This is a genomic window from Massilia niastensis DSM 21313, assembly GCF_000382345.1.
Lineage (GTDB): Bacteria > Pseudomonadota > Gammaproteobacteria > Burkholderiales > Burkholderiaceae_D > Telluria > Telluria niastensis.
On the sequence record NZ_KB908078.1, the window covers coordinates 96,066 to 122,694 of the forward strand.

Genomic DNA, 26,629 nt, shown 5'->3' on the forward strand with positions numbered 1-26,629 from the left:
CAGCCTTCACTCCGGGAGTACCCATTCCCCATCCTCCGGCAGCGCGGTCCTGGCCGTGTTCATCACCATCGCCAGGAAGGTGTAGTAGCCGTTGATCCCCATCAGGTCCACCACCCCCTGTTCCCCGAACAGGGCAAGCGCCTCGTCGTACACCGCATCCGACACCGACTTGTTCTGGTGCAGCTCGACGCAGAAGTCGTGCACCACCGCCTCGTCCACCAGCATCTCCCGCGGCCGGCGGCGTTCCGAGATCGCCACGACCACCTCGGCCGGGATGCCGACCTTGAGCGCGATCGGCGCATGGATCGCCCATTCCACCTGCTGGTCCCACTGGCGCGCGGTGACCAGGATCGCCAGTTCCGACAGGCGCACGCCGATGGCGCTGCGGTAGCGCAGGTATTCGCCCATGCGCTGCGCATGGCCCATCAGCTCGGGGCTGCGCAGCAGCGGCACGAAAGGCCCGTAGACGGCCCCGCGCGGGCCATCGATGATCTCGTGCGCGGCGGCGCGCTGGGCGTCGCTCAGGTCTTCGTGCGGGATGGGCCCCAGGCGGTCGGTCATGGGTCGTGTCGCTGTCGAGTTAACAATTATTCGCACCGCGTCCGGAAAAAATCAAAGGAAGCCGGATGGCGGGCGCTTATTGTCAATCGTCGTACTCTCCCGGAGGATTTGCAATGAGCCACATCATCCATCGCAGCCTGCGCCAGGTTCCGCCCATGGTCGCCGGCGCAGGCGGCATCACGATCCGCGACAGCGCCGGCAAGGCCTACCTCGACGCCAGCGGCGGCGCGGCCGTCTCCTCGCTCGGGCACGGCCATCCCGACGTCATCGCCGCCATGCACCGCCAGATCGACCGCTGCGCCTACGCCCACACCGCCTTCTTCACCACCGACGTGGCGGAAGAGCTGGCGGACCGGCTGGTGGAGGGCGCGCCCGGGGAGATGGGCGGCGTGTACCTGGTGTCGGGCGGATCGGAGGCGATGGAGACGGCGCTCAAGCTGGCGCGCCAGTACTGGGTCGAGATGAACGAGCCGCGCCGCACCCTGTTCATGGCGCGCCGCCAGAGCTACCACGGCAACACCCTGGGCGCGCTCGCCGTCGGCGGCAACGAATGGCGGCGCAGGGACTTCGCGCCGCTCCTGATGGACACGGTGCGGGTCGCGCCCTGCTACGAGTACCGCGGCCGCGCCGCGCACCAGGGCGTCGACGAATATACGGCGGTGCTGCTGGACGAACTGGAGACCGCGATCCTGCGCGCCGGGCCGCAGAACATCATCGCCTTCTGCGCCGAGCCGGTGGTGGGCGCGACCGGCGGCGCGATCCCTCCCACGCCGGGCTATTTCAAGGGAGTGCGCGAGATCTGCGACCGCTACCGCATCCTGTTCATCGCCGACGAGGTGATGTGCGGGATGGGGCGTACCGGCACCATGTACGCGATCGAGCAGGACGGGGTGGCGCCGGACATCATCGCCGTCGCCAAGGGGCTGGGGGCGGGCTACCAGCCGATCGGGGCGGTGCTGGCGCACGAAGCGATCGTGGCCTGCCTGCGCAAGGGCAGCGGGGCCTTCCAGCACGGGCACACCTACATCGGCCATCCGGTGGCGGCGGCGGCCGCGCTGGCGGTGCAGCAGGTGATCGAGCGCGACGGGCTGCTGGCCCGGGTGCGCAGCCGCGGCGCCACGCTGCGGCGCATGCTGGGCGACGTGTTCGGCGTGCACGAGCATGTGGGCGACATCCGCGGACGCGGGCTGCTGCTGGCGCTGGAATTCGTGCAGGACCGCGAGACCAAGGAGCCGTTCGCGCCGGAGCGCAGGGTGCATGCCCTCATCAAGCAGAAGGCCATGGAGAACGGGCTGATGGTGTATCCGATGGGCGGGACGATCGACGGGCAGCGCGGCGATCACGTGCTGCTGGCGCCGCCCTTCATTGCGACGGCGGCGGATCTGTCGGAGATCGTGTCGCGGCTGGCGGATGCGGTGGAGGGGGTGTTCGGGCGGAGCGGGTGAAAGGAGCGCGCTCGTGAACCGCAGGGGGGCAGCTTTGCTGCCCACGCGTTCAACCAGCGCATGCATGAACGATACGCATCATGTGGTTGAACGCGTGGGCGGAAACCCGCCCACCCTACAACACTTTTGCGACACCCTCCTGCGCGGGGGGCCAAGTTATGTGCAGACTCCCTACCGGCTGAATTAAGCCAGCACCTTGCGAATCCACTTCGAAATATCCTGCACCTCCTCCAGGCACAGCGTATGCTGCATCTGATAGGCATGCCACTCAACCTGATATCCCATCCCCTGCAGCGCATCGCGCGACTGCTCCGCGCGCACGAACGGCACCACCCCATCCTGGCGCCCGTGCGCCATGAAGATCGGCGTCGCCAGGCTGGCTTCGCTGCGTTCGGTCGCGGCGCTGGCGGCCAGCGGCAGGTAGCCCGACAGGCACAGCATGCCGGCCAGCTTTTCGGGATGGCGCATGCCGGTCTGCAGGGTCATCGCGCAGCCCTGCGAGAAGCCGGCCAGGATGATGCGCGAGGCCGGGATGCCGCGCGCCTTCTCGCGCGCGATCAGCGCCTCCACGTCCAGCTGCGAGGCGCGCAGGCCGTTCTCGTCTTCGCGGCGGGTCAGGTCGTTGACGATGATGTCGTACCAGGCGCGCATCACGTAGCCGCCATTGATCGTCACCGGCATCGTCTTCGCATGCGGGAACACGAAACGGATGGCCGGCAGGCCGGCCAGGTCCAGTTCGTGGATCAGGGGCACGAAGTCATTGCCGTCGGCGCCCAGGCCGTGCAGCCAGATGACCGCCACGGTCGGATTGGGCGCGGTTTCGATCTCGATGTTTTCCAGCAGCTGCGTCATGCAATATCCTTGTCAAGAAGCGGAAGCGGGCGGGCGCTGCGCCGACTTGGGACGGAACGCCTTGCTCACCGCCGGGTTGGTTTCCATATAGGGGCCGCCGATCAGGTCGATGCAGTAGGGGACCGCGGCGAAGATGCCGCCGACGACCGTGTTGCCCTGGTCGTCCTTCAGCCCTTCGAGGGTTTCCTTGATCGACTTCGGCTGGCCCGGCAGGTTCATGATCAGGGCCGCGTGGTCCGCCGTCTCGCGGATCACCGCGGTCTGGCGCGACAGGATCGCGGTCGGCACGAAGCGCAGGCTGATCTGGCGCATCTGCTCGCCGAAGCCCGGCATCTCCTTGGTGCCGACGGCCAGCGTGGCCTCGGGCGTGACGTCGCGCCGCGCGGGGCCGGTGCCGCCGGTGGTCAGCACCAGGTGGCAGCGCGCCACGTCGACCAGCTCGGCCAGGGTGCGCTCGATCTCCGCGCGTTCGTCGGGGACCAGGCGGGTCTCGAGCCGGTACGGGGTGGTGAGCGCCTGCGCCAGCCAGTCGGCCAGCGCCGGGATGCCCTTGTCCTCGTACACGCCGCCGCTGGCGCGGTCGGACACCGACACCAGGCCGATGACCATTTCCGCGTTATTCGTCGGATTCATCCAGCGCTTCCTCGTCGTCGGCGCCGGTGGCTTCCTTCTTCTGCTTTCCGAGGTCCTTCAGGATCTGGAAGATCTCGCGGTAAGCCTTGGGCGGCTTGTTCTCGGCCTGTTCCTTGCGCGCGTTGCGGATCAGGGTGCGCAGGTGCTGGCCGTCCAGGTCCGGGTGCTCGGCCAGCAGCTGGGTCAGCGCCTTGTCGTCGGCCAGCAGCTTCTCGCGGCGGCGTTCGAGGGCGTGCAGGGCGGCCGTCTCGGCCTTCGATGCGCCCTTCCAGCTGTCGATGGTGCGCTTGATGACGTCGACTTCTTCCTCGCTCAGGGTGCGCATCTTCTTGCCCACGAACTGCAGCTGGCGGCGCCGGCCCTCGTGGTTGGTGATGGTCTGGCAGGTCAGGATGGCGTCGCGCACGTCGTCCGGCATCGGAACGCGCTTGACGCGGTCACGCGGCTCGGCAACAAGCTGTGCGCCGAGCTTCTGTAACTCGTCCATCTGGCGCTTGAGTTCAGACTTGGAAGGGCGTTCGTACTCTTGTTCAAACTCGTTGGACTGGAAGCCCACCGAGCCGCGGTTTGCATTTGGCATGGTATGGATAATCCGATTGGCGCAGGGGCCACCGGTAAAAACAGTAAACGGCTGCTATGATAACTGTTTTAGGGCTCGCTACGAAAAACACGACATGAACGATTCCTTTTTCACCCACACCCAGGATCAGCTGAAACAGCTCGCACGCGATGTGCTGGCAATTGCCCAAAAACAGGGCGCGACCGACGCCTCGGTCGAAATCAGCGAGGGGAGTGGCCTGTCGGTTTCAGTACGTAAAGGAAAAGTCGAGACCATCGAGCAGAACAAGGACAAGGGCATCGGCGTCACCGTCTACTACGGCCAGCGCCGCGGCAACGCCAATACCTCCGATTTCTCGCCGTCCTCGCTGCAGGCCACCGTCGAAGCAGCCTGGAACATCGCCCGCTTCACCGCCGAAGACGACTGCGCCGGCCTGCCCGAGGCCGACCTGCTCGAAACCAGCCCGCGCGACCTGCGCCTGTTCTATCCGTGGCAGATCTCGACCGAGGAAGCCGTCGTACTCGCCCAGCGCTGCGAGAACGCGGCCTTCGAGGTCGATCCGCGCGTCACCAACAGCGAGGGCGCCAGCGTCTACGTCCAGCAGTCGCACTTCGTCGGCGCCAATTCGCGCGGCTTCATCGGCGGCTATCCGTTCTCGCGCCACACGATCTCGGTCGCGCCGATCGCCGGCCGCGGCAACCAGATGCAGCGCGACGACTGGTACACCTCGTCGCGCGACCCGTCCAGGCTGGGCCAGCCCGAAGCCGTGGGCCGCTACGCCGCCGAGCGCGCGCTGGCGCGCCTGAACGCGCGCAAGCTCGACACCCGCACCTGTCCGGTGCTGTTCGAGGCGCCGCTGGCCGCCGGCCTGCTGGGTTCCTTCGTGCAGGCCACCTCGGGCGGCGCGCTGTACCGCAAGTCGAGCTTCCTGCTCGACACCCTGGGCAAGCCGGTGTTCCCGGACCATATCCAGGTGGTCGAGGACCCGCACCTGATCGGCGCGGTCGGCTCGGCCCCGTTCGACGAGGAGGGCGTCAAGACCGTACGCCGCAAGGTCGTGAAGGATGGCGTGCTGCAGGGCTACTTCCTGTCCTCGTACTCGGCGCGCAAGCTCGGCATGCAGACCACCGGCAACGCCGGCGGCTCGCACAACCTGGAGCTGCTCTCGTCCCGGACCAGGCGCGCCGACGACTTCGAAGGCATGCTGCGCAAGATGGGCACGGGCCTGCTGGTCACGGAACTGATGGGCCAGGGCGTCAACTACGTCACCGGCGACTATTCGCGCGGCGCCTCCGGCTACTGGGTCGAGAATGGCGTGATCCAGTATCCGGTCGAGGAAATCACGATCGCGGGTAATATGCGCGAGATGTTCCAGCAGATCGTCGCCATCGGCAGCGACGTCCTTACCCGCGGCAACAAATCGACGGGCTCGATCCTGATCGAGAAGATGGTTGTCGCCGGCAACTAATCGGTCCGCCAAGGAGAACACAATGAGCCGATTCTTACGCATCGACAAAGAGAGCAGCCCGAAGACCGTGCTGCTCAATCTCGACCTGGTCGCCACGGTCGAGCTGGCGCCGCAGTCCGACCTGCTCAGTTCCGGCAACGACGGCCGCAAGGTCTACGCCACTTTCCTGGCGCCGGACAAGACCGCGATCGCCACCCTGCATTTCGACAGTACCGAGGATGCGAACGCCTGGGTGGCGTCGCATCTCGACGTGCAGCTGTAAATCCCGGCCGGCGCCCCATGGCCGCGAACAAGACCGTCGCCACGGCCGCCAGCGTCGAGGCCTACCTGTCCGCCATTGCCGACGACGACAGGCGCCGCGACTGCGAGCGGCTGGCCGGCCTGATGAGCAGGGCGACCGGCGCGCCGGCCACGATGTGGGGGGCCGGCATCGTCGGCTTCGGCAGCTACCACTACCGCTACGACAGCGGCCGCGAGGGCGACGCCTGCCTGGTCGGCTTTGCCGCGCGCAAGGGCGACATCAGCATCTACCTGAGCTGCGAGACGCCGGACCGCGAGGCGCTGCTGGCCCGCCTGGGCCGGCACAAGATGGGCAAGGCCTGCCTCTACCTGCGCAGGCTGGACGAGGTCGACCTCGACGTCCTGGAGCGGCTCGTGCTCGATGCCGTGGCCGCAACCCGGCAGCGCTACGCAAGCGTGGCGGCGCCGGCGCACCCCGCCTGAGCAGGCCGCCCCGGCCGGCCATCAGCCGCCGTAAGGGGTGAATGGAATCCCGTTGGCGATCAGTTCGACCACCGCGTCGCGGTTCTCCGGGCTTGCGCTGAACTCGGCCAGGACGACGGAGAGGGGAGCCCTCCCGCTGTCGAGAACGTCGAGCCAGAAGGCATAGCCGCCCGGGTCCGGATCGCGGTCCAGGATGTTGTGGTACAGGCGCAGCAGGATCTCGCCGTTCGACAAGCCGCTGCCGTACAGGTCGGCGAATTCCTTCGAGCCCGTAAACCCTCCCGCAACCTGTTCCAGCGTCGCGCCGCGGTCCATCACCGAGATCCAGTAGCCCAGGCCTCCGAGGTCGGGTGCGCGGTCGAACGCCGCGCGGTAGATGCGGTAGGCGGCGCCCGCCACGCCCTCGATGTCCAGCGCCAGCGCGCCGTCGGCGAACACGAGGCGCTCGATGCCGGCCAGGGTATCGGCGCCGTCGCCGGCCAGGCCGCTGCGCTGGTCGAGGACGCGCAAGCCGGCCTCGCTGCGGGTGAGCGTGTAGCCGGCGGCGGAACCGCCATAGCGGGCGCTGTCGGTGCCGGCGCCGCCGATCAGGGTGTCGTTGCCGGCGCCGCCATGCAGGATGTCGTTGCCGGCGCCGCCGTCGAGCCGATCGTTGCCGGTGCCGCCCGCCAGGTCATCGTTGTCGCTGGTGCCGGAGCGGTCCTGGCCGGGAGTGGCGGGCGGTGTGACGGGCGGCGTGACTGGCGGCGTGACTGGCGGCGTGACGGGAGGGGGCGGGGGTGTGGCGACGACCGGCCTCACCTTTTCGACGAAGTTGTCCGCCGTGATCGTGGCCGCATCGACCCCTTTGAGCGTCATGAGCGGGACGAAGGTGGGACCGACGCCGCTCACGTACGTATTGAGCTGCAGCAGCGTATCGGCGCCGCTCTGGAGCAGGCGCAGCTCGCCCTTCCCGAAGGGGTCGTCCTTCGCGTACAGCCACCAGTCCAGCGCCTCCAGCTCGATCAGGTCGCCCTCGGGGCCGGCCTGGAAATCGCGGATGGTCAGCGAGCCCTTGGCCGGCAACCACGCGATGGAAAAGGTATCCCTGCCGGCGCCGCCTTCCAGCACGGCCTCGGTCTGGATGGTTTCGTGGTAGCGGACCTCGAACCGGTCGTCGCCGCCATCGCCATGCAGCTCGACGCGCTGGCGCCAGTCGACCCAGGCCTGGTCCGAATTCAGCTGCAGCAGGTCCTTGCCGTCGCCGCCGCGCAGGATGTCGTTGCCCCGGGTGCTGGTCAGGATATCGTCGCCGGCGCCGCCTGCGAGCGTGTCGTCCCCGGTCTCCCTGGTGTCGAAGCCGGAAGGCCAGTGATCGATGGCATCGCCACCCAGCGTGTCGTTGCCGTCGCCGCCCTCCAGGCGGTCGTTGCCGACTCCGCCGAGCAGGATGTCATCGCCGCCGCCTCCGGTGATGGTGTCATCGCGCCAGCCGCCGTTCAGGCGTTCGCCGGTCGCGGTGCCGACGATGTCGATGCCACGCGAGGAACCGGTTGGATTGAAGCCCCAGGCGATGTTGGCCGGCGCCAGGTCGTCCTTGTCCACTCCGACAAGGATGATCGCGTCCCGGTAGGTGCTGGCGCCGGCCTCGGATACGCGCTGCTGCAGCACGGTATCTGCGCCGCGCTGGACGGCGCGCATGCCGGTGGCGGGACCGAAGGGATCGGGGTCGGGCTGATCATAGGTGACGAAGGACATCAGGTCGAGCACGTCGCCGCCGGCGCCGGTGCGGAAATCGGTAATGGTGAGCGTGCCCAGGCCCCGCAGGTCGAATGTGTCGATGCCGGCGCCGCCGTCGGCGACCACGTCGAGCCGGTGCTCGTAGCCTGTTCCGGCCGAGATACGGTCGTTGCCATCGCCGCCATGCACTACCACTGTCGCCGCTCCGGCCACCCCGTAGAGCCAGTCCCTGATGTCGATGTCGTCGTCGCCGGCGCCGCCTTCGAGCACGTCCTTGCCGCCGTTGCTGATCAGGGTATCGTTGCCCGTACCGCCCATCAGCAGGCTGCCTTCGTAGGTGCGAGCTTCCAGGCGGTCGTCGCCGGCGCCGCCGTCGAGCTGGTTGCTGCCGTTCTCGTCCTGCAGCCTGTCCTGGCCCTCGCCACCGAACAGCAGGTCATCGCCGTAGCCGCCCCACAGGTCGTCGTCGCCATCGTCACCGTACAGGCTGTCGTCGCCTTCCAAGCCCTGGAGCAGGTCATCGCCGCCAGCGCCGCGCAGCGTGTCGTGGAAGCGGCCGCCGCCCATGCTGTCTTTGCCGGACGTTCCGATGCGATCGTAGCCCAGCAGGGAGCCGTCCAGGCGCACACCATCACTGAAGTTGTCGTTGGTGAGCGAGGCCAGCGCCGTGCGCCGCAGTATCGCCACGTCGGTCCAGGCGCCCGAGCCGGCCTCGCCATCCTGCAGGCGTTGCAGGACCGTATCGCTGCCCCGTTGTTCGACGCGCAGCGGACCCGCTGCCGCGAAAGGATTGCGGAGTTCGCTCTGGTAAGGCAGCAACGAGAAGATGTTGAGCAGGTCGCCGCCCGGGCCGGCCTCGAAATCCGTGACCGTCAACAGCGGTAGCGATGCGGCGGACGAGAAACTGTAGCTGTCCTGGCCCGCGCCGCCGGTGGCTTCGACATCGCGGGTGGCAGGGATGTCGGCGGCCAGGTAGATGCCGTCGCTGCCATCGCCTCCGTTGACCAGCAAGGGGGCCGCGTCGTCAGTGGCCGTAAACGCGGTGATCCAGATGCTGTCGTTGCCGCTGCCGCCATCGATGATGTCGACGCTGAGCGCGGCCTCGATCCGGTCATTGCCCGCTTCGCCGTGGATGGCGACATGCCCGAACGGTCCGTGGCGATCGTGGGGATAGACGCCTGCCTTGATCGTGTCGTCGCCGTCGCCGCCGTAGAAGCTGTCGTTGCCGGCGTAGTCGACCAGCAGGTCGTTGCCGTCGCCGCCGCCGAGATAGTCGTCGCCGCTGCCGCCGTCCAGGGTATCCTGGCCGGCGCCGCCTTCGAGCCGGTCGTCCCCCGCGCCGCCTTCGAGGTAGTCGGTGCCCCCGCGGCCGAACAGCCTGTCGTTGTTCTCGCCGCCGTACAGCCTGTCGCGGGAGAAGACGTCGTCGCCACCCTCGAGCAGGTCGTCGCCCCTGCCGCCCTCGATCGAATCATCGCCGCCTTCGCCGCGCAGGGTGTCGTCGAGGTCGGTGCCGGTCAGCCTGTTGCTCTTGGCAGTGCCAGTCAGGGTGATGCCGACATTGCTGCCCCCGATATCCCAGCCGCCGGCAATGCTGGTGCGCGGGATCGCTGCCAAGGGCACGCCCGCGAGCGTGGCCGCCAGCCTGAACTGGTGTTCCGTTCCCGCGGCGCCATCGGCGTCGAGATAGAGCAGGGTGTCGGCGCCGTCCTGCGCGGCCTTCAGGTAACCGGCCGTGCCGAACGGGTTGCCCGGCTGCCGCCACTCGAACAGCCAGTGCAGCTCCAGGCGGTCGCCCTCGGCCGCGTTGAAGTCGTCGATCCGCAGGTGGGAGTCGAGCCTGGACAGGTGGAAGGTGTCGCTGCCGCTGCCGCCGCGGGCGGTCGCGGTGAGCAGGCCGGTGTCGAGGCTGATGTCCAGCGCGTCGTCGCCGGCGCCGCCATCGAGGGCCAGGGCATGGGCGCGCCCGTTGCGGGTGCTGCTGACCCAGAGCCTGTCCTGGCCATCGCCCCCTGCCAGGGTATCGTTGCCATTGCCGGCTGTCAGCCAGTCATCGCCGGCGCCGCCGTCGAGCAGGTTGGTACCGAAGCCGGCGGTTTCCAGTGTATCGTTGCCATCGCCGCCATACAGCTTGTCGCCGCCGGCGCCGCCGTGGAGCTGGTCGTCGCCGCCGTAGCCATGGATGCTATCGTCGAGGATCGTTCCACGCAGGCTGTTCGGGCTCTCGGTGCCGAGTACGGTCTCGCCGACGGTCGAGCCGGTCGGATCGATGCCATCGAAAAAATTCGCGCGGGTGAACCGGGCAGGCGCGACGCCGGTGAACTGCAGCAGGGTGCGATAAACGGCGCCCGGTTCGAGACCGCGCAGCTGGAGCAGGGTATCGGCGCCTTCGGCCACCAGGCGCAGGCTGCCGTCGGTGAAAGGGCTGACGTCGGTGATGCCATTGCGCAGGCTGTAGATATCGATCCGGTCGCCGTTCGCGCCGGTGGCGAAGTCGGTGATGCGGATGCGCATGGCGTCGTCGGGCGCGCCGGCATCGGCGCCCACCAGCGTATAGGTATCGACGCCGGCGCCGCCGTCGATCGTGACCTGGGCCGCATTGCCGGCGCCGAGATGCAGTTCGATATAGTCGTCGCCGGCGCCGGCGTCGATGCCGGATACCGGTTCGGCCGCCGCCGCGTCCAGCCGGATGCGGATACTGTCCTTGCCCTCGCCGCCCACGAAATCGACGCCGTTGTAGCCCGAGAGGATATCGTCGCCATCGCCGCCGTCCAGCAGCCCGGTCGAGGCCAGGCCGCCCTTCAGGGCATCGTCGCCGCCGCGGCCCAGCAAGGTATCGTTGCCGTGCATGTCGTCGAGGCGGTCCTTGCCGATGCCGCCGTCCAGCAGGTCGTCGCCCGTTCCGCCGTCGAGCCAGTCGTCGTCGGCGCCGCCCTGGAGACGGTCGTTGCCGCCGAAGCCGAGCAGGTAGTCGTAGCCGCCGGCGCCATCGATCGTATCGGCAAGGTCGCTGCCGAGGATCGCGTCGCCCTCGGCGCTGCCGGTCCTCTCGATGGCAACGGGGCTGAGCGCGGAGACGAAATAGGTGGTCCTGGCGGGAGCGGGAGCCCCGCTCAGGTCGACGATGGCGCCGCGGCTCAGCTCGATCCAGTATTCGGTCGAGAATTCCAGCGAGGCGGGCGGGTTGAACCTCACTGTATTGCCCGACACGGTGACATAGGGACTGTCCGCAATCGGTCCCGAGTGCAGGATGCCCGAGCGGTTGTCGAAGGTCAGGGTGCCGGCGCCGAGCTTGACGGGCTCGCTGAAGGTGAAGACCAGGTCGGCGTCGAGGGCGTGGCCATGCACCGGCCAGGAGAGGAAGGAAGGCTGTGCCGTGTCGGCGGCATCGGACACCATCACGGACAGCGAGCCATGCTGGAGCAGGTTGGTTGACATGGGTGCAAGGTAGAGGCGGCCATGAGATCGACGGCCGGTGGTCGGTCCATCAATATCACCGACTCAGCAGTAGTTTGTCTAGACAACACTGCCGTACTGTCGCGTTATGCCGACACCCATGGCGAAGGATGTTGCATGAAGAACGCCCCGCGTTGCGGGGCGTTCCTGTGTGTTACCTGCTGCTTCGTTTACTTGTCCGCGCGCATCGCGTTCAGCCCGGCTGCTCGCTGCGGCTGAGCCGCTGGCCAAAGATGACCCAGGTGCGCACTTCGCCATCGACCGTGGCGCGCAGCGCCCAGCCGGTGCCGATCTTCTCGACCGTTACTTCGGTCTCGATTTCCCTGGCCAGCTTTTCCGCCCAGGTCTGGGCGGCGCCGCGGCCCTTGAACAGTTCCTGGCCCTGGTAGACGACGGTGGCGTCGAACACGGAAGCAGCAAATACGGTCATGGCGGTCTCCTCTTACTTGTTTGTGCGAATCGCGTTCAGCACCGGCTGCAGCACCGCCGCGCCCAGGCGTGCGCTGCGTGCGCCGTCCCAGCCCACCTGCGGATCCGGGTCGTTGGCGTTGTCCTTGAACGGCAGTTCCAGGGTCAGCGACAGGCAGCCGAAGGCGTGGGTGATGTGCGGCGAACCCATGGTCAGCACCTCGTCGGTGAACGGATCCTTCGGATAGCCGTAGACGTCCTGGAAGTCCGGGCTGGCGATCTTGAAGTCGTCGATGAAGCGCTGCTGCTGCGCCGCCTGCCCGGCGCTGAAGGTCGGCAGGGCGTCGCTGCCGGCCACGAACACGTAGGGCAGGCCTTCGTCGCCGTGCACGTCCAGGCACAGGTCGACGCCGGTCTCGTGCATCTTCTTCAGCACCAGGAAGACTTCCGGGCTGCGCTCCATGGACGGGTTCATCCACTCGCGGTTCAGGTTGGCGCCGGCCGCGTTGGTGCGCAGGTTGCCGCGCACCGAGCCGTCCGGGTTCATGTTCGGCACCACGTAGAACACGGTTTCCCTCAGCAGCTGGCGGCCGAACGGGTGGCTCGGGTCGAGCAGCGCGTCGAGCATGCCTTCGACGAACCATTCGGCCATCGTCTCGCCCGGGTGCTGGCGTGCGATCACCCAGACCTTCTTCTTCCCGGGCGCAGGATCGCCGATCACCAGCATGTTCAGGTCGCGGCCGTCGACGGTCGAACCCAGGTCGAGCATGCGCACGTGTTCCGACATCTGGGCGCGGTCCAGCAGCTCCAGGTGGCGTTCCCACGAATACGGCTCGAAGTAGGCGTAGTAGACGCTGTCCATGCCCGGGGTGTGCTCGATCTTCAGGACCTGGCCGTCGAAGGAGGTCGGCACGCGGAACCAGTTGACGCGGTCGTAGCTCGCCATCGCCTGGTAGTCTTCCCAGCCCTTCGGATAGGCGGACTGGCCGGCGTTGAGCAGGCGGATGGTGCACGGCTCGCCTTGCGCGCCCTGCAGGCGGAAGTAGAACCACTGGATGATGTCGGCGTGCGAGTCCTTGCGGATGTTCAGGTCGATGGCGTTCGCGCTCGTGGCGTTCACGACCTCGATGGCGCCAGCGTCGAACTGGCTGCTGATCTTGATAGACATGGTGTGTCCTGTGAGTGGGAAGTGCGGAAAGGGAGGATGATAACCGCTTTTGGCGGCTGCGAGCCCGCGCAGCTCACGCATCCAGGCCCCCGAAACGCGCGCGGAAGGCCGCGTCGGCCGCGGGCGTGGTGGAGTCTTCGCGGCGCAGCATGGCCATCACGTGCTGCTCGGCCTGCGCATGGACCAGGCGGTAGATGTCGCGCGCCAGCGCATAGGCTTCCGAACCGGGCCAGGGCTGCGGCAGCAGCTCGAGCGGCAGCATCGGATCGTGCAGCTGCACCCGGCGGTAGGCGTGGACCAGGAGCGAGCGGATCGCGAAGGCATCCTCGGGGCCGACGTCCGCGTTCGCTTTCAATAGCGCCTGCAGCGGCGTGAAGACGTCGATGAAGTGGCGGTAGCTGGCCACCACGCCGGACAGGTCCCAGCCATCCCGCACCAGTTCCGGTAGCGGCTTCGAGCCGACGCCGGGGAGTTCCGTCATCTCGCAGGCGAACACGCGGCCTGCGGCGCCGGAGCGCGCCAGCAGTTCGCGCAGGATGTCGCGGTCCGGCGCCGGGTGCGCCAACACGCCGGTCGCCAGCATCGCATAGCCCTCCCATTGCAGCTCCTTGCGCAGCAGGTTGCGCAAGTCGGCGTCGATGCTGCCGTTCGGGGCCACCAGCAGGGTCCAGCGGCCGTTCCAGTCCAGCCCCGGCGGCGCATAGATGCGGCGGTTGGCGCGCTCGAAGCGCGGCAGCGCCTTCGGTTCCAGCGCATAGCGGCTGCGCCGGCCCTCGCGGCTGGCCACCAGCCAGCCTTCCTGCACCAGGCGGAACACGCTGGTGCGCACCAGCCGGTCGGTGACGCCCAGGGGGGCCAGCAGCTCGATCATGCTGCCCAGCCAGAAGGCGCCGCCGTGCGGGGCGATGGCGTCGCCGCAGATCGTCATCACCAGCGACTTGTGGCGCGGCGGATCGGTGGCGAGGAAGTGGGCGATCCACTCGCTGCTGGAGAGCTGGTTCATGGTAGGAGTGCGATTTGCGGGATCGCAATATGATTCAAAATTTTTGTGTACATCAGATTTTTTGTATCGTATTATGGATTGAAGGCGTTTGCAACGGAGACAAACATGTATGCACAACTGGTAGAAACCGGCCTCAAGAAAGTCCGCACCGAAGAGGACATGAGCGCTGAAGAGCAGGCGTTCCAGGCGCGTATCGACGCCGGGATCAAGATCGAAGCGAAGGACTGGATGCCGGAAGCGTACCGCAAGACGCTGATTCGGCAAATCTCCCAGCACGCCCATTCGGAAATCGTCGGTCAATTGCCTGAGGGTAATTGGGTGACGCGCGCGCCCACGCTCAAGCGCAAGTCGGTCTTGCTGGCCAAGATCCAGGACGAGGCCGGCCACGGCCTCTACCTGTACAGCGCCGCCGAGACCCTGGGCGTGTCGCGCGACGAACTGCTGGCCGCGCTGCACTCGGGCAAGGCCAAGTATTCGAGCATCTTCAACTACCCGACCCTGAACTGGGCCGACATGGGCGCGATCGGCTGGCTGGTGGACGGCTCGGCGATCATCAACCAGATTCCGCTGTGCCGCTGTTCGTACGGACCGTATGCGCGCGCGATGATCCGCGTCTGCAAGGAAGAATCCTTCCACGCGCGCCAGGGCTACGACATCATGATGAGCCTTGCCAGGGGCACGCCCGAGCAGAAGGCGATGGCCCAGGATGCGCTGAACCGCTGGTGGTGGCCGTCCCTGATGATGTTCGGCCCGTCGGACGCCGAGTCGGTCAACAGCGCGCAATCGACCGCATGGCGCATCAAGCTGTTCTCGAACGACGAACTGCGCCAGCGCATGGTCGACCAGACCGTGCCGCAGGCCGAGTACCTGGGCCTGACGATTCCCGATCCCGACCTGAAGTGGAACGAGGAGCGCGGCCACTACGATTTCGGCGAGATCGACTGGTCGGAGTTCCACAACGTCCTGAAGGGCAACGGCCCGTGCAACCGCGAGCGCCTGCGCACCCGCGTCAAGGCCTATGAGGACGGCGAGTGGTTCCGCGACGCCCTGGTCGCGCACGCCGACAAGAAAGCCGCCCGCAAGACCGCCGCCTGAACGCTGCCGGCACATAAGAACATACGGAGAACACGATGAGCAAAGAATGGCCCCTGTGGGAAGTCTTCATCCGCAGCCAGCATGGCCTGGCCCACAAGCACGTGGGCAGCCTGCACGCACCGGACGCCGAGATGGCGATCAACAACGCGCGTGACGTCTACACCCGCCGCAACGAAGGCGTGTCGATCTGGGTGGTGCGCGCCGCCGACATCGTCGCCAGCAGCCCGTCCGACAAGGAAGCGCTGTTCGAGCCGGCCAACAGCAAGGTCTACCGCCACCCGACCTTCTTCCCGATGCCGGAAGAAGTCAAGAACCTGTGAGCGCCGACGTGAATGCCAAATTTGTGGATGCCAAATTCGAATACCTCCTGCGCCAGGGCGACAATGCGCTGATCCTGTCGCAGCAGCTGTGCCAGCTGTGCGGCAAGGGCCCGGCGCTGGAAGAGGACATGGCGCTGTCGAACGTCGCCCTCGACCTGCTGGGCCAGACCCGCATGTGGCTGACCTACGCCGGCGAGCTGGAAGGCAAGGACCGCGACGAGGACCGCCTGGCCTTCCATCGCGACGCCCACGACTACCGCAACTGCCTGCTGGTCGAGCAGCCGAACGGCAGCTATGCCGACACCATGATGCGGCAATTCCTGTTCGACACCTGGCATTACTTCCTGATGGATGGCCTGACCCGTTCCAGCGACGTGCGCATCCGCGAGATCGCCGAGAAGTCGATCAAGGAAGTCACTTACCACCTGCGCCGCAGCGGCGACCTGGTGGTGCGCCTGGGCGACGGCACCGATGCCAGCCACGCGAAGATGCAGGCCGCCCTCGACGAGCTGTGGATGTACGGCGGCGAGATGTTCATCTACGACGACATCGACAACGCGATGGTGGAGCAGGGCGTCGCGCCTGCTTCCGAGCCGCTGCGCAGGATGTTCCTCGATCACCTGGCGGAAGTGTTCGGGGAAGCCACCCTGGCCATGCCGTCGCCGGACGCCTGGATGCAGCGCGGCGGCAAGCAGGGCCGGCACAGCGAGCGCCTCGGCTACATCCTGGCCGAGATGCAGTTCCTGCAGCGCGCCTATCCGGGAGCGCAGTGGTAATGAGCGCGCCGGAGGTCACCGTCGATGAGGTCTGGGGCTGGCTCGGCGAGGTCGCCGATCCGGAGATCCCGGTCATTTCGGTGGTGGACCTGGGCATCGTGCGCGACGTCGCCCTGCGGGACGGCGAATGCGTGGTGACGATCACGCCCACCTATTCGGGCTGCCCGGCGATGCAGGTGATCGCCGAGTCGGTCGAGGAAGCGCTGCGTGCGCATGGCCTGGACCGCGTGCGCATCGTCAGCCGGCTGTCGCCGGCCTGGACCACCGACTGGATGAGCGCAGCCGGCAAGGCCGCCCTGAAGGGCTACGGCATCGCGCCGCCGGTGCAGCAGGCGATCGACATCAGCGGCCTGCACGCCGGCATCCGGCGCCGCGCCGCGCCCGAGGTGAGCTGCCCGCACTGCGGCTCGCCGCATACCCAGCTGACCAGCGAATTCGGCTCGACGCCGTGCAAGGCGCTGTACAAGTGCCTCGACTGCCGCGAGCCGTTCGACTACTTCAAGTGCCACTAAGTTGAAACCAAGTTGAACCAAGGCGACCATGAGTAAATTCTATCCATTGACGGTGGCGAAGGTGAAGCACGAGACGCGCGACGCCATCGCCGTGACCTTCGAGGTGCCGCCTGACCTCAAGGACACCTTCGCGTATCGCCAGGGCCAGCACCTGACCCTGCGCGCTATGATCGAAGGCGAGGACGTGCGCCGTTCCTACTCGATCTGCTCCGCGGTGCAGGACGACCTGCTGCGCGTGGCGATCAAGCGCACCCCGGGCGGGATGTTCTCGTCCTGGGCCAACGAAAGCCTGCAGCCCGGCGCCACGCTCGACGTGATGCCGCCGATGGGGCACTTCAACGTGCCGCTGGATGCGGCCAGCGAGCGCCACTACCTGGCCTTCGCGGCGGGCAGCGGCATCACGCCTATCCTGTCGATCATCAAGACCACCCTGCAGGCCGAGCCGAAGAGCCGCTTCACCCTGGTGTACGGCAACCGCGCCTCGTCGACGGTGATCTTCCGCGACGAGCTGACCGACCTGAAGGACCAGTACATGGACCGCCTGCGCCTGGTCTATGTGATGAGCCGCGAGCAGCAGGACATCGAGCTGTTCAACGGCCGCATCACCGAAGAGAAGTGCGGCCAGTTCCTGCAGCGCTGGATCGACATCCGCGACATCGACGTGGCCTTCATCTGCGGGCCGGAAGACATGATGCATGGCGTGTCGCGTTCGCTGCAGGCGGCGGGCCTGGCCAAGGAAAAGATCCGCATCGAGCTGTTCGCCGCCAGCATCCCGAAGCACGAGCACAAGCCGCGCCAGATCGAGGCGGGGGCGCGCCACCAGACCGAAGTGACCGTGATCATGGACGGCAATGCCGCCAGCTTCACGATGGACAAGGACAAGGAATCGCTGCTCGACGCCGGCCTGCGCGCGGGCATCGACATGCGTTATTCGTGCAAGGGCGGCGTGTGCTCGACCTGCCGCTGCAAGGTGCTCGAGGGCGAGGTGGAGATGGACGTGAACTACGCGCTCGAGGACTACGAAGTGGCGCGCGGGTTCGTGCTGAGCTGCCAGAGTTTTCCGGTGACCGACAAGGTCATCGTCGATTTCGATATCGCAGAGTAGGCGCATCGGGCCACCACGACAACAATACGATTTGGAGACAACAATGAGCTACGAATCCATCCAGTTCAAGATCGAGAACGGCATCGCGGTGCTGACCCTGAACCGCCCCGATCGCCTGAACAGCTTCACCCAGGCCATGCACCTCGAAGTACGCGCCGCCCTCGACCAGCTGCAAGCCGACAAATCCGTCCGCGTGCTCGTGCTGACCGGCGCCGGCCGCGGCTTTTGCGCCGGCCAGGATCTCCAGGACCGCGCGGTGGAACCCGGCGCCCCCGGCGTCGATCTCGGCGAATCGGTCGAGAAGTTCTACGCTCCCCTGGTCCTGACCCTGAAGAACCTGCCGATGCCCGTGATCTGCGCGGTGAACGGCGTGGCCGCCGGCGCCGGCGCCAACCTGGCGCTGGCCTGCGACATCGTGCTGGCCGCGAAATCGGCCAGCTTCATCGAAGCCTTCTGCAAGCTGGGCCTGATCCCCGACACCGGCGGCACCTGGCACCTGCCGCGCCTGGTCGGCCCGGCGCGCGCCATGGGCCTGGCCATGCTGGGCGAGAAGCTGAGCGCCGAAAAGGCCGAGCAATGGGGCCTGATCTGGCGCTGCGTGCCCGACGAAGCGCTGATGGACGAAGCCATGGCCATGGCCGAGCACTTCGCCGCCGCCCCGACCAAGGGCCTGGCCTTCACCAAGAAAGCCTTCCAGGCCAGCTACGCCAACTCGCTGGAAGAGCAGCTCGAGCTGGAAGCCGGCATGATGCGCGAACTCGGCTACAGCCACGATTACCGCGAAGGCGTGGCCGCCTTCATCGCCAAGCGCCCGGCGCACTTCAAGGGAGAATGAGCATGCAGGCACTCGCGGCAGGCAGCATCGTCGTCGTCGTCGGCAGCGGCGCCATGGGTTCCGGCATCGCCCAGGTGGCGGCGGCGTCCGGACACATGGTCCTCCTGTACGACACCCGTGCGGAGGCGGCGGACAAGGCGATCGACGGCATCGGCAAGGCCTATGCCAAACTGGTCGAGAAGGGCCGCATGGGCGCGGTCGCGTCGGACCTGGCGCGCGAGCGCATCCGCCGCATCGATACCCTGCAGGAAGCGGCCGATGCCGCCCTGGTGGTGGAGGCCATCGTGGAGAACCTGGACGCCAAGCGCGCCCTGTTCACCGAGCTGGAAACCATCGTCAACGACCACTGCATCCTGGCGACCAATACCTCGTCGATCTCGGTGACCGCGATCGCGGCGCCCCTGCGCCGTCCGGAGCGCCTGGTCGGCATGCATTTCTTCAATCCGGTGCCCCTGATGGCGCTGGTCGAAGTGATCAGCGGCCTGGCGACCGGCCGTGACGTCGCCGCCACCGTCTTCGCGACCGCGGAAGCCTGGGGCAAGAACCCGGTGCACGCGAAGTCGACCCCCGGCTTCATCGTCAACCGCGTCGCCCGTCCGTACTACGCTGAGGCGCTGCGCCTGCTGCTCGAGCAGGCCGCCGATCCGGCCACCCTGGACGCGGTGATGCGCGACTGCGGCGGCTTCCGCATGGGTCCGTTCGAGCTGATGGACCTGATCGGCCATGACATCAATTTCTCGGTGACGCAGTCGGTGTTCAACGCCTATTTCGGCGATCCGCGCTTCACCCCGTCGATCCTGCAGCAGGAGATGGTCAATGCCGGCTTCCTGGGCCGCAAGACCGGCCGCGGCTTCTACCGCTATGGCGACCATGCCGCAAAACCCGATCCGCAGACCGAAGCGCCGCAGGCCCGGCCCGAAGCGGCGGCGGCCGACACCAGCGCGCCCGACCCGCTGGCGGCCCGCCTGAAGGCTGCCGGCATCACGCTGTCGCACCGCGATGGACCCGGTTTCAGCTGCCAGGGCGCAGCCGTGTTCCTGACCGACGGCCGCAGCGCCACCGAACGCGCGAGCGCCGACGGCCATCCGGACACGGTCGTCTACGACCTGCTGCTGGACCCGGCCGGCGCCACCCGCATCGCGCTGGCGCGCGCCGACCAGTGCAGCGACGCCGCTTATTACGCGGTGGTCGGCATGTTCCAGGCCGCCGGCTTTGCCGTGACCCGCATCGACGACCTGCCGGGCATGGCGGTGATGCGCACCGTGGCCATGCTCGCCAACGAGGCGGCGGACGCCGTCAACCAGGGCGTGTGCAGCGCGCGCGCCGTCGACATCGCCATGCAGAAGGGCGTGAACTACCCGCGCGGGCCGCTGGCGTGGGCGGATACCGTGGGCCTGCGCCACATCGTCGAGGTGCTGTCGAACCTGGCGGCCATTTATGGCGAGGACCGCTACCGTGTGTCGCCGCTGCTGCGCCGCCGGCTGGTCGCCGATCCTGCAGGAGCGCGCATCCATGCATAGCGATCCGCAGGCGCTGGCCGAACTGGCCGGCAAGACCATGTACGAACGCGACCAGGCCACCCGGGCGCTGGGCATGACCCTGGATGCAATCCGGCCCGGCTACGCGCGCCTGTCGATGCCGGTGCGCGACGACATGCTCAACGGGCATCGCACCTGCCACGGCGGCTACATCTTCATGCTGGCCGACAGCGCGTTCGCCTTCGCCTGCAACTCGCACAACTTCAATACCGTGGGCGCCGGCTGCAGCATCGATTACCTGGCGCCGGGCCGGCCGGGCGAGCTGCTGGTGGCCGAGGCGGTGGAGCAGGCCCTGCAAGGGAAAACCGGCGTCTACGACGTCACCGTGACCAATCCGGAAGGGCGCATCGTCGCCCTGTTCCGGGGGAAGTCGCACCGCGTCAGCGGCATGGTGGCGGAACTTTAGAACACCCGAAGAAGGAGGTCGAGATGGTCCAACGCATTCCCGCTCCCGGCGAGCTGGAACCGATCGAACGCGCCAGCCGCGACGAGCTGCAGGCGCTGCAGCTGGAACGCCTGCAATGGTCGCTCCGGCACGCCTACGAGAACGTGCCGCACTACCGCACCGCCTTCGATGAAGCCGGCGTGCATCCGAGTGACCTGAAGACGCTGTCCGACCTGGCGAAATTCCCGTTCACCGAGAAGAAGACGCTGCGCGACAACTATCCGTTCGGCCTGTTCGCCGTGCCGCGCGAACAGGTGGTGCGGGTGCACGCATCCTCGGGCACGACCGGAAAGCCGACCGTCGTCGGCTACACGCGGAAGGACATCGACACCTGGGCCGGCGTGGTGGCGCGCTCGATCCGCGCCGCCGGCGGACGCCCCGGCGACATGGTGCACGTCGCCTATGGCTACGGCCTGTTCACGGGCGGGCTGGGCGCGCACTACGGCGCCGAGCGCCTGGGCTGCACCGTGGTGCCGATGTCGGGCGGCCAGACCGAGAAGCAGGTGCAGCTCATCGAGGACTTCAAGCCCTCGATCATCATGGTCACGCCCTCGTACATGCTGAACATCATCGAGGAGTTCACGCGCCAGGGGCTGGATCCGGCCAGGTCGTCGCTGAAGGTCGGCATCTTCGGCGCCGAGCCGTGGACCGACGCCATGCGCCGCGAGATCGAGCAGCGCGCCGGCATCGACGCGGTCGACATCTACGGCCTGTCCGAAGTGATGGGCCCGGGCGTGGCGAGCGAATGCATCGAGAGCAAGGACGGCCCGGTGATCTGGGAAGACCATTTCTACCCCGAGATCATCGACCCGGACACGGGCGAAGTGCTGCCGGATGGCGAAGAGGGCGAACTGGTGTTCACCTCGCTCACCAAGGAAGCGCTGCCGATCATCCGCTACCGCACCCGCGACCTGACGCGCCTGCTGCCGCCGACCTCGCGCTCGATGCGCCGCATGGGCCGCATCACCGGGCGCTCGGACGACATGCTGATCATCCGCGGCGTGAACGTGTTCCCGAGCCAGATCGAAGAACTGATCCTGAAGATGCCGGCGCTGGCGCCGCAGTACCAGCTGGTGGTGGCGCGCGACGGCCACCTGGACACGCTGGAAGTGCTGGGCGAGCTGCGCGACGGCGGACTGGCGCCGGACGGCGTCGACGCGCTGTGCCGCGAACTCCAGCATGGCATCAAGACTTACGTGGGCGTGAGCACCCGGGTCACCCTGCTGCCGCCGCAAGGCATCGAGCGCACCCTGACCGGCAAGGCCAGGCGCGTGGTCGACAAGCGCCCCAAACCCTGAACGAGGACCTCATGAACGAAGCTTATATCTGCGACGCCATCCGCACTCCCTTCGGCCGCTACGGCGGTTCGCTGTCGGGCGTGCGCGCCGACGACCTCGGTGCGCTGCCGATCGCGGCCCTGATCGCGCGCAACAAGGACGTGGACTGGGCGGCGATCGACGACCTGTACTACGGCTGCGCCAACCAGGCGGGCGAGGACAACCGCAACGTGGGCCGCATGGCCGCGCTGCTGGCGGGCCTGCCGCAGGACGTGCCGGGCAACACGATCAACCGCCTGTGCGGTTCGGGCATGGATGCCGTCGGCAGCGCCGCGCGCGCCATCAAGGCGGGCGAGGCGCAGCTCCTGATCGCGGGCGGCGTCGAGAGCATGACGCGCGCACCCTTCGTGATGGGCAAGGCCGACAGCGCGTTCTCGCGTGCGGCCAGGATCGAAGACACCACCCTCGGCTGGCGTTTCGTGAACCCGCTGATGAAGGCGAAGTACGGCATCGACTCGATGCCCGAGACCGCCGAGAACGTCGCCGTGGAATTCAACATCAACCGCGCCGACCAGGACGCGTTCGCGCTGCGCAGCCAGCAGCGCTGGGCGCGCGCCCAGGCCGAGGGCTTCTTCAGGGACGAGATCGTGCCGGTCACGATCCACGGCAAGAAAGGCGACTCGCGCGTGTTCGACACCGACGAGCAGCCGCGCCCGGATACCGACATGAATGCGCTGGCCAGGCTGAAGGGCGTGGTCATGCCCGACGGGACGGTCAGCGCCGGCAATGCATCGAGCCTGAACGATGGCGCCTGCGCGCTGCTGCTGGCGTCCGGCGACGCCGCCGGCCGCCATGGCCTGACGCCGCGCGCCCGCGTGGTCGGCATGGCGACCGCCGGCCTGGCGCCGCGCATCATGGGCTTCGGCCCGTCGCCGGCGGTAAAAAAACTGCTGGCCCGGACCGGCCTGCGCCTGGACCAGATGGACGTGATCGAGCTGAACGAAGCCTTCGCCGCGCAGGGACTGGCGGTGACGCGCGACCTCGGCCTGGCGGACGACGCGGCGCACGTGAACCCGAACGGCGGCGCGATCGCGATCGGCCACCCGCTGGGCGCCTCGGGCGCGCGCCTAATGACCACCGCCGTCAGCCAGCTGCACCGCATCAAGGGCCGCTACGCGCTGTGCACCATGTGCATCGGCGTGGGGCAGGGCATCGCGCTGATCGTCGAGCGGGTGTAAGCCATGGTCAAGGTGTATGAGATCGACGGCGTGCGGCCGGTCGTGCATCCGACGGCCTACGTGCACCCGACGGCGGTCCTGATCGGCGACGTGATCGTCGGGCCGCGCTGCTACATCGGGCCGGCGGCGTCGCTGCGCGGCGACTTCGGGCGGCTGGTCCTGGAAGAGGGCGCCAACCTGCAGGATACCTGCGTGATGCACGGCTTCGCGGGCGAGGAGACCGTGGTCGAGGTGGATGGACACATCGGCCATGGCGCCGTGCTGCACGGCTGCCGCATCAGGCGCAACGCGATGGTGGGCATGAATGCGGTCGTCATGGACCGCGCCGTCGTCGGCGAGGAGTCGATCGTGGCGGCCATGAGCTTCGTGAAGGCCGGCATGATCATCCCGCCGCGCTCGATGGCGATGGGCACGCCGGCGAAGGTGATGCGCGAACTGACCGACGAGGACGTGAAGTGGAAGAGCTTCGGCACCCGCCAGTACCACGAGCTGGCGCTGCGCTCGCTGCAGACCATGCGCGAAGTCGAGGCGTTCACCGAGGTGGAGCCGGGCCGCAAGGGAATCGGGTTTGACGAGGCGGAGACCCACAAGCTGAAGGGATAGCGGCGGACACACACACACAAGACCCGCATCGACGACGAACAGAACTCAAGGAGACACAAGAACATGCATCACGTAGCGACACTGCAAAGCCTGATCGCCGGCCGCTGGCTCGGCGCCGAATCCCAGACCCCGCTGCACAGCGCCCTGGACAACCAGCTGATCTACCACACCCACGCCGAGAAGATCGACTTCGACGAAGCCATCACCTACGCGCGCAAGACCGGCATCCGCTCCCTGATGCAGCTCGACTTCCAGAAGCGCGCCCAGAACCTGAAGGCGCTGGCCCTGTACCTGATGGAGCGCAAGGAAGAACTGTACGAGATCTCGCACCTGACCGGCGCCACCCGCGCCGACAGCTGGGTCGACGTCGAAGGCGGCATCGGCACCCTGTTCGCCTACGCCAGCATGGGCAGCCGCGAGCTGCCCTCGTCGAACGTGCTGCATGAAGGCCCGGCCATGGCGCTGGGCAAGCGCGGCGGCTTTGCCGGCACCCACATCCTGGTGCCGCGCGGCGGCGTGGCGGTGCACATCAACGCCTTCAACTTCCCGATCTGGGGCCTGCTCGAGAAATTCGCGCCCAGCTTCCTGGCCGCGATGCCCTGCATCGCCAAGCCGGCCACCGCCACCAGCTACCTGACCCACGCGGTGGTGCGCATGATGATGGAATCGCAGCTGCTCCCCGAAGGCGCGCTGCAGCTGGTCATCGGCGGCACCGGCGACCTGCTCGACCGCCTCACCGGCTTCGACGCGGTCACCTTCACCGGTTCGGCCGACACCGCCGCCAGGCTGCGCAGCAACCCGAAACTGATCCGCGAATCGGTGCCCTTCACCGCCGAAGCGGATTCGCTCAACGCCGCCATCCTGGCGCCGGACGTGACGCCCGACGACCCGGAATTCGACCTGTTCGTCAAGGAAGTGGCGCGCGAGATGACCGGCAAGGCCGGCCAGAAGTGCACCGCGATCCGCCGCATCATCGTGCCGGAAAGCCGGGTCGAAGCGGTCGGCGAACGCCTGCGCGAGCGCCTGGCCAAGATCACCGTGGGCAATCCGAAGGTCGAGGGCGTGCGCATGGGCGCGCTGGCCTCGATGGAGCAGCACCGCGACGTCAGCGAGTGCGTCGAGATGCTGGCGCGCGGCAACGAAGTCCTGTTCAGCGCGCGCGACGGCTTCGCCCCGGTCGGCGACGGCTGCGCGAACGGCGCCTTCTTCTCGCCGACCCTGCTGCTGTGCCGTAACGCCATGGTCAACGACGCCGTGCACGATGTCGAGGCCTTCGGCCCGGTCAGCACCCTGATGACCTACCGCGACATCGACGAAGGCCTGGAGCTGGCCGCGCGCGGCAAGGGCAGCCTGGTGACCACCCTCGTCACGAAGGACCCGGCCATCGCCGCGCACGCGGTGCCGGTGGCGGCCGCCTCGCACGGACGCGTGCTGATCCTGGAGCGCGAAGCGGCGGTCGACAGCACCGGCCACGGCTCGCCGCTGCCGCAGCTCAAGCACGGCGGTCCGGGCCGCGCCGGCGGCGGCGAAGAGCTGGGCGGCATCCGTGCCGTCAAGCACTTCCTGCAGCGCGCCGCGGTGCAGGGCTCGCCGACCATGCTGACCGCCGTCACCGGCGAGTACGTGCGCGGCGGCGCCGTCAAGGAAAGCGAGCTGCATCCGTTCCGCCGCCATTTCGAAGACCTGGAGATCGGCCACTCGCTGCTGACCCACCGCCGCACCGTGAGCGAAGCCGACATCGTCAACTTCGGCGGCGTCTCGGGCGACTATTTCTACATGCACTTCGACGAGATCGCGGCCAGGGACACGCAGTTCGGCAAGCGCATCGCGCACGGCTACTTCGTGCTGTCGGCGGCGGCGGGCCTGTTCGTGTCGCCGGCGCCGGGCCCGGTGCTGGCCAACTACGGCCTGGACAACCTGCGCTTCGTGGCGCCGGTGGCGATCGGCGACACCATCCGCGCGCGCCTGACCTGCAAGCGCAAGGTCGACCGTAACCGCACTGACGAACAGGGACGCGGCCAGGGCGTGGTGGCCTGGGATGTACAGGTCACCAACCAGAACGACGAGCTGGTGGCAAGTTACGATATCCTGACGCTGGTGCAGAAGCGCGGCTGACGCCGTGCCGCGGGCGGCATCCGCCGCCCGCGCTGCTCGCCCAACCCACGGAGGCTTCGATGTCGAGACTGGACCTGAGCAGTATTCCCGTAATGAGCGGCACCGGCTATCCCGAAGCGTTCGCCGAGGCGGTGGACGGGCGCACCCGGCAGGCCCTGGGCGACGCGGGCGGCCTGACCCAGTTCGGCGCCAACCTGGTCGAACTCCAGCCGGGCACGGCGTCCTCGCAGCGCCACTGGCATTCGCACGAGGACGAGTTCGTGATGATGGTGTCGGGCGAACTGGTGCTGATCACCGACGAGGGCGAAACCCTGATGCGGGCCGGCGATTGCGCCGCGTTTCCGGCAGGCAGGCCCAATGGCCACCAGCTGGTCAACCGCGGCTGGGGACCGGGCGTGTTCCTGGTGGTCGGCTCGCGCAACAAGGACGATGTCGCCACCTATCCCGATGTCGACCTGCGCTACGACAACGCGACCGGCAGCTATACGCACAAGGACGGCACGCCGTATCCGCCCCGCAACTAGGCACGGTGCGCGCTTTCAGTTGAGCTTGCGCGCATAGCGCTGCCGGATGTGCTGGCTGATGAAGGTCGACAAGCCGCGGCCGTCTTCGGCCAGCTCGCGCATGATCGCGATGTTTTCAGCGCCGGCGCTGCGGTCCGTGTAGAGATAGCGGTCACCACCGGCGAACTCGATCGTGATCGAATCCCGGCCGATGTCGTAGGCGACCACGCCGGATTCCCCGCTCTCGTTGTTGTAACGATGCATGCCAACCT

26 protein-coding genes are annotated in these 26,629 nt (G+C 67.6%); 17 read left to right on the forward strand and 9 right to left on the reverse strand.

Annotated elements, in window-relative coordinates:
- Positions 1–6: 6 nt before the first annotated feature.
- Positions 7–561, reverse strand: a complete 555-nt coding sequence (locus H162_RS0102765) for a carboxymuconolactone decarboxylase family protein (protein ID WP_020651916.1) — start codon at positions 559–561, stop codon at positions 7–9.
- A 113-nt stretch (positions 562–674) separates the two neighbouring features.
- Between H162_RS0102765 and H162_RS0102770 the strand changes: the two genes are divergently transcribed.
- Positions 675–2,006: an aspartate aminotransferase family protein gene (locus H162_RS0102770; protein ID WP_020651917.1), complete on the forward strand. Its 1,332-nt coding sequence runs from the start codon at positions 675–677 to the stop codon at positions 2,004–2,006.
- Positions 2,007–2,189: 183 nt separating this feature from the next.
- Here H162_RS0102770 and H162_RS0102775 read toward each other — a convergent pair whose 3' ends face one another.
- The 3 genes from H162_RS0102775 to yjgA are packed head-to-tail and all read right to left on the reverse strand — an operon-like array spanning position 2,190 to position 4,071.
- Positions 2,190–2,858, reverse strand: a complete 669-nt coding sequence (locus tag H162_RS0102775) for an alpha/beta hydrolase (RefSeq protein ID WP_020651918.1) — start codon at positions 2,856–2,858, stop codon at positions 2,190–2,192.
- Positions 2,859–2,870: 12 nt separating this feature from the next.
- Complete coding sequence (mog, locus tag H162_RS0102780; protein ID WP_026354147.1) at positions 2,871–3,491, reverse strand: molybdopterin adenylyltransferase; 621 nt, start codon at positions 3,489–3,491, stop codon at positions 2,871–2,873.
- The gene (gene yjgA / locus H162_RS0102785) at positions 3,475–4,071 is read right to left on the reverse strand and encodes a ribosome biogenesis factor YjgA (protein WP_020651920.1); all 597 of its coding nucleotides are present in this window, start codon (positions 4,069–4,071) and stop codon (positions 3,475–3,477) included. Before yjgA ends, mog begins: the two co-directional genes overlap by 17 nt.
- Before the next feature lie 94 nt (positions 4,072–4,165).
- Here yjgA and pmbA point away from each other — a divergent pair, with 94 nt between their 5' ends.
- The 3 genes from pmbA to H162_RS0102800 are packed head-to-tail and all read left to right on the forward strand — an operon-like array spanning position 4,166 to position 6,241.
- Positions 4,166–5,518 carry a metalloprotease PmbA gene (pmbA, locus tag H162_RS0102790; RefSeq protein WP_020651921.1) on the forward strand — a complete coding sequence of 451 codons (1,353 nt, stop codon included), beginning with the start codon at positions 4,166–4,168 and terminating at the stop codon, positions 5,516–5,518.
- 22 nt (positions 5,519–5,540) lie between these two features.
- Positions 5,541–5,780: a hypothetical protein gene (locus H162_RS0102795; protein ID WP_020651922.1), complete on the forward strand. Its 240-nt coding sequence runs from the start codon at positions 5,541–5,543 to the stop codon at positions 5,778–5,780.
- 17 nt (positions 5,781–5,797) lie between these two features.
- Positions 5,798–6,241 carry a DUF1801 domain-containing protein gene (locus tag H162_RS0102800; protein WP_020651923.1) on the forward strand — a complete coding sequence of 148 codons (444 nt, stop codon included), beginning with the start codon at positions 5,798–5,800 and terminating at the stop codon, positions 6,239–6,241.
- A 21-nt stretch (positions 6,242–6,262) separates the two neighbouring features.
- Here H162_RS0102800 and H162_RS35615 read toward each other — a convergent pair whose 3' ends face one another.
- The 4 genes from H162_RS35615 to paaX all read right to left on the reverse strand — a co-directional run bounded on the left by H162_RS35615 (position 6,263) and on the right by paaX (position 13,995).
- Positions 6,263–11,398 (reverse strand): DUF4214 domain-containing protein, encoded by a 5,136-nt coding sequence (locus H162_RS35615; protein ID WP_020651924.1) that lies wholly within the window; start codon positions 11,396–11,398, stop codon positions 6,263–6,265.
- 211 nt (positions 11,399–11,609) lie between these two features.
- On the reverse strand, positions 11,610–11,846 hold the full coding sequence (locus H162_RS0102810) for a hypothetical protein (RefSeq protein ID WP_020651925.1): 237 nt from the start codon (positions 11,844–11,846) through the stop codon (positions 11,610–11,612).
- Between the two features lie 12 nt (positions 11,847–11,858).
- Positions 11,859–12,992, reverse strand: a complete 1,134-nt coding sequence (locus H162_RS0102815) for a M14 family metallopeptidase (protein WP_020651926.1) — start codon at positions 12,990–12,992, stop codon at positions 11,859–11,861.
- A gap of 73 nt (positions 12,993–13,065) precedes the next feature.
- A complete protein-coding gene (gene paaX / locus H162_RS0102820) occupies positions 13,066–13,995 on the reverse strand; it encodes a phenylacetic acid degradation operon negative regulatory protein PaaX (RefSeq protein WP_020651927.1) in 930 nt (309 codons plus the stop codon).
- Between the two features lie 105 nt (positions 13,996–14,100).
- On the opposite strand from paaX, the gene paaA reads away from it, so the two are divergent.
- From paaA to H162_RS0102885, 13 genes are all read left to right on the forward strand, one after another.
- Complete coding sequence (gene paaA / locus H162_RS0102825) at positions 14,101–15,090, forward strand: 1,2-phenylacetyl-CoA epoxidase subunit PaaA (protein WP_020651928.1); 990 nt, start codon at positions 14,101–14,103, stop codon at positions 15,088–15,090.
- A 35-nt stretch (positions 15,091–15,125) separates the two neighbouring features.
- Positions 15,126–15,410 (forward strand): 1,2-phenylacetyl-CoA epoxidase subunit PaaB, encoded by a 285-nt coding sequence (gene paaB, locus H162_RS0102830; RefSeq protein WP_020651929.1) that lies wholly within the window; start codon positions 15,126–15,128, stop codon positions 15,408–15,410.
- Positions 15,411–15,418: 8 nt separating this feature from the next.
- On the forward strand, positions 15,419–16,186 hold the full coding sequence (paaC, locus tag H162_RS0102835) for a 1,2-phenylacetyl-CoA epoxidase subunit PaaC (protein ID WP_371846839.1): 768 nt from the start codon (positions 15,419–15,421) through the stop codon (positions 16,184–16,186).
- Complete coding sequence (gene paaD / locus H162_RS0102840; RefSeq protein WP_020651931.1) at positions 16,186–16,698, forward strand: 1,2-phenylacetyl-CoA epoxidase subunit PaaD; 513 nt, start codon at positions 16,186–16,188, stop codon at positions 16,696–16,698. Before paaC ends, paaD begins: the two co-directional genes overlap by 1 nt.
- Before the next feature lie 28 nt (positions 16,699–16,726).
- The gene (paaE, locus tag H162_RS0102845; protein ID WP_026354149.1) at positions 16,727–17,803 is read left to right on the forward strand and encodes a 1,2-phenylacetyl-CoA epoxidase subunit PaaE; all 1,077 of its coding nucleotides are present in this window, start codon (positions 16,727–16,729) and stop codon (positions 17,801–17,803) included.
- Between the two features lie 43 nt (positions 17,804–17,846).
- Entirely contained in the window at positions 17,847–18,638 is a 792-nt protein-coding gene (gene paaG, locus H162_RS0102850) for a 2-(1,2-epoxy-1,2-dihydrophenyl)acetyl-CoA isomerase PaaG (RefSeq protein ID WP_020651933.1), read from the forward strand.
- Between the two features lie 2 nt (positions 18,639–18,640).
- Positions 18,641–20,158: a 3-hydroxyacyl-CoA dehydrogenase PaaH gene (gene paaH, locus H162_RS0102855; RefSeq protein ID WP_040786262.1), complete on the forward strand. Its 1,518-nt coding sequence runs from the start codon at positions 18,641–18,643 to the stop codon at positions 20,156–20,158.
- Entirely contained in the window at positions 20,151–20,582 is a 432-nt protein-coding gene (gene paaI, locus H162_RS0102860) for a hydroxyphenylacetyl-CoA thioesterase PaaI (RefSeq protein ID WP_020651935.1), read from the forward strand. The genes paaH and paaI overlap by 8 nt, the downstream gene beginning before the upstream one ends.
- A gap of 23 nt (positions 20,583–20,605) precedes the next feature.
- On the forward strand, positions 20,606–21,919 hold the full coding sequence (gene paaK, locus H162_RS0102865) for a phenylacetate--CoA ligase PaaK (RefSeq protein WP_020651936.1): 1,314 nt from the start codon (positions 20,606–20,608) through the stop codon (positions 21,917–21,919).
- An 11-nt stretch (positions 21,920–21,930) separates the two neighbouring features.
- Positions 21,931–23,136 carry a 3-oxoadipyl-CoA thiolase gene (pcaF, locus tag H162_RS0102870; protein WP_020651937.1) on the forward strand — a complete coding sequence of 402 codons (1,206 nt, stop codon included), beginning with the start codon at positions 21,931–21,933 and terminating at the stop codon, positions 23,134–23,136.
- Between the two features lie 3 nt (positions 23,137–23,139).
- Positions 23,140–23,739, forward strand: a complete 600-nt coding sequence (locus H162_RS0102875; RefSeq protein WP_020651938.1) for a phenylacetic acid degradation protein PaaY — start codon at positions 23,140–23,142, stop codon at positions 23,737–23,739.
- Between the two features lie 63 nt (positions 23,740–23,802).
- Complete coding sequence (gene paaZ / locus H162_RS0102880; protein WP_020651939.1) at positions 23,803–25,854, forward strand: phenylacetic acid degradation bifunctional protein PaaZ; 2,052 nt, start codon at positions 23,803–23,805, stop codon at positions 25,852–25,854.
- 59 nt (positions 25,855–25,913) lie between these two features.
- Entirely contained in the window at positions 25,914–26,378 is a 465-nt protein-coding gene (locus H162_RS0102885) for a cupin domain-containing protein (RefSeq protein WP_026354150.1), read from the forward strand.
- 15 nt (positions 26,379–26,393) lie between these two features.
- On the opposite strand, the gene H162_RS0102890 is transcribed toward H162_RS0102885, so the two are convergent.
- Positions 26,394–26,621, reverse strand: a complete 228-nt coding sequence (locus tag H162_RS0102890) for a hypothetical protein (RefSeq protein WP_020651941.1) — start codon at positions 26,619–26,621, stop codon at positions 26,394–26,396.
- Positions 26,622–26,629 lie beyond the last annotated feature (8 nt).

Coding starts and splice junctions, on each gene's coding strand:
- pcaF (WP_020651937.1), top strand. CDS start 21,931: ATGAACGAAGCTTATATCTGCGACGCCATCCGCACTCCCTTCGGCCGC.
- paaI (WP_020651935.1), top strand. CDS start 20,151: ATGCATAGCGATCCGCAGGCGCTGGCCGAACTGGCCGGCAAGACCATG.
- paaE (WP_026354149.1), top strand. CDS start 16,727: ATGAGTAAATTCTATCCATTGACGGTGGCGAAGGTGAAGCACGAGACG.
- H162_RS0102765 (WP_020651916.1), bottom strand. CDS start 561: ATGACCGACCGCCTGGGGCCCATCCCGCACGAAGACCTGAGCGACGCC.
- paaX (WP_020651927.1), bottom strand. CDS start 13,995: ATGAACCAGCTCTCCAGCAGCGAGTGGATCGCCCACTTCCTCGCCACC.
- paaG (WP_020651933.1), top strand. CDS start 17,847: ATGAGCTACGAATCCATCCAGTTCAAGATCGAGAACGGCATCGCGGTG.
- H162_RS0102795 (WP_020651922.1), top strand. CDS start 5,541: ATGAGCCGATTCTTACGCATCGACAAAGAGAGCAGCCCGAAGACCGTG.
- H162_RS0102770 (WP_020651917.1), top strand. CDS start 675: ATGAGCCACATCATCCATCGCAGCCTGCGCCAGGTTCCGCCCATGGTC.
- H162_RS0102875 (WP_020651938.1), top strand. CDS start 23,140: ATGGTCAAGGTGTATGAGATCGACGGCGTGCGGCCGGTCGTGCATCCG.
- paaD (WP_020651931.1), top strand. CDS start 16,186: ATGAGCGCGCCGGAGGTCACCGTCGATGAGGTCTGGGGCTGGCTCGGC.
- H162_RS0102810 (WP_020651925.1), bottom strand. CDS start 11,846: ATGACCGTATTTGCTGCTTCCGTGTTCGACGCCACCGTCGTCTACCAG.
- H162_RS0102815 (WP_020651926.1), bottom strand. CDS start 12,992: ATGTCTATCAAGATCAGCAGCCAGTTCGACGCTGGCGCCATCGAGGTC.
- paaK (WP_020651936.1), top strand. CDS start 20,606: ATGGTCCAACGCATTCCCGCTCCCGGCGAGCTGGAACCGATCGAACGC.
- mog (WP_026354147.1), bottom strand. CDS start 3,491: ATGAATCCGACGAATAACGCGGAAATGGTCATCGGCCTGGTGTCGGTG.
- paaZ (WP_020651939.1), top strand. CDS start 23,803: ATGCATCACGTAGCGACACTGCAAAGCCTGATCGCCGGCCGCTGGCTC.
- H162_RS0102885 (WP_026354150.1), top strand. CDS start 25,914: ATGTCGAGACTGGACCTGAGCAGTATTCCCGTAATGAGCGGCACCGGC.
- paaH (WP_040786262.1), top strand. CDS start 18,641: ATGCAGGCACTCGCGGCAGGCAGCATCGTCGTCGTCGTCGGCAGCGGC.
- pmbA (WP_020651921.1), top strand. CDS start 4,166: ATGAACGATTCCTTTTTCACCCACACCCAGGATCAGCTGAAACAGCTC.
- H162_RS35615 (WP_020651924.1), bottom strand. CDS start 11,398: ATGTCAACCAACCTGCTCCAGCATGGCTCGCTGTCCGTGATGGTGTCC.
- H162_RS0102800 (WP_020651923.1), top strand. CDS start 5,798: ATGGCCGCGAACAAGACCGTCGCCACGGCCGCCAGCGTCGAGGCCTAC.
- paaA (WP_020651928.1), top strand. CDS start 14,101: ATGTATGCACAACTGGTAGAAACCGGCCTCAAGAAAGTCCGCACCGAA.
- paaB (WP_020651929.1), top strand. CDS start 15,126: ATGAGCAAAGAATGGCCCCTGTGGGAAGTCTTCATCCGCAGCCAGCAT.
- yjgA (WP_020651920.1), bottom strand. CDS start 4,071: ATGCCAAATGCAAACCGCGGCTCGGTGGGCTTCCAGTCCAACGAGTTT.
- H162_RS0102890 (WP_020651941.1), bottom strand. CDS start 26,621: ATGCATCGTTACAACAACGAGAGCGGGGAATCCGGCGTGGTCGCCTAC.
- H162_RS0102775 (WP_020651918.1), bottom strand. CDS start 2,858: ATGACGCAGCTGCTGGAAAACATCGAGATCGAAACCGCGCCCAATCCG.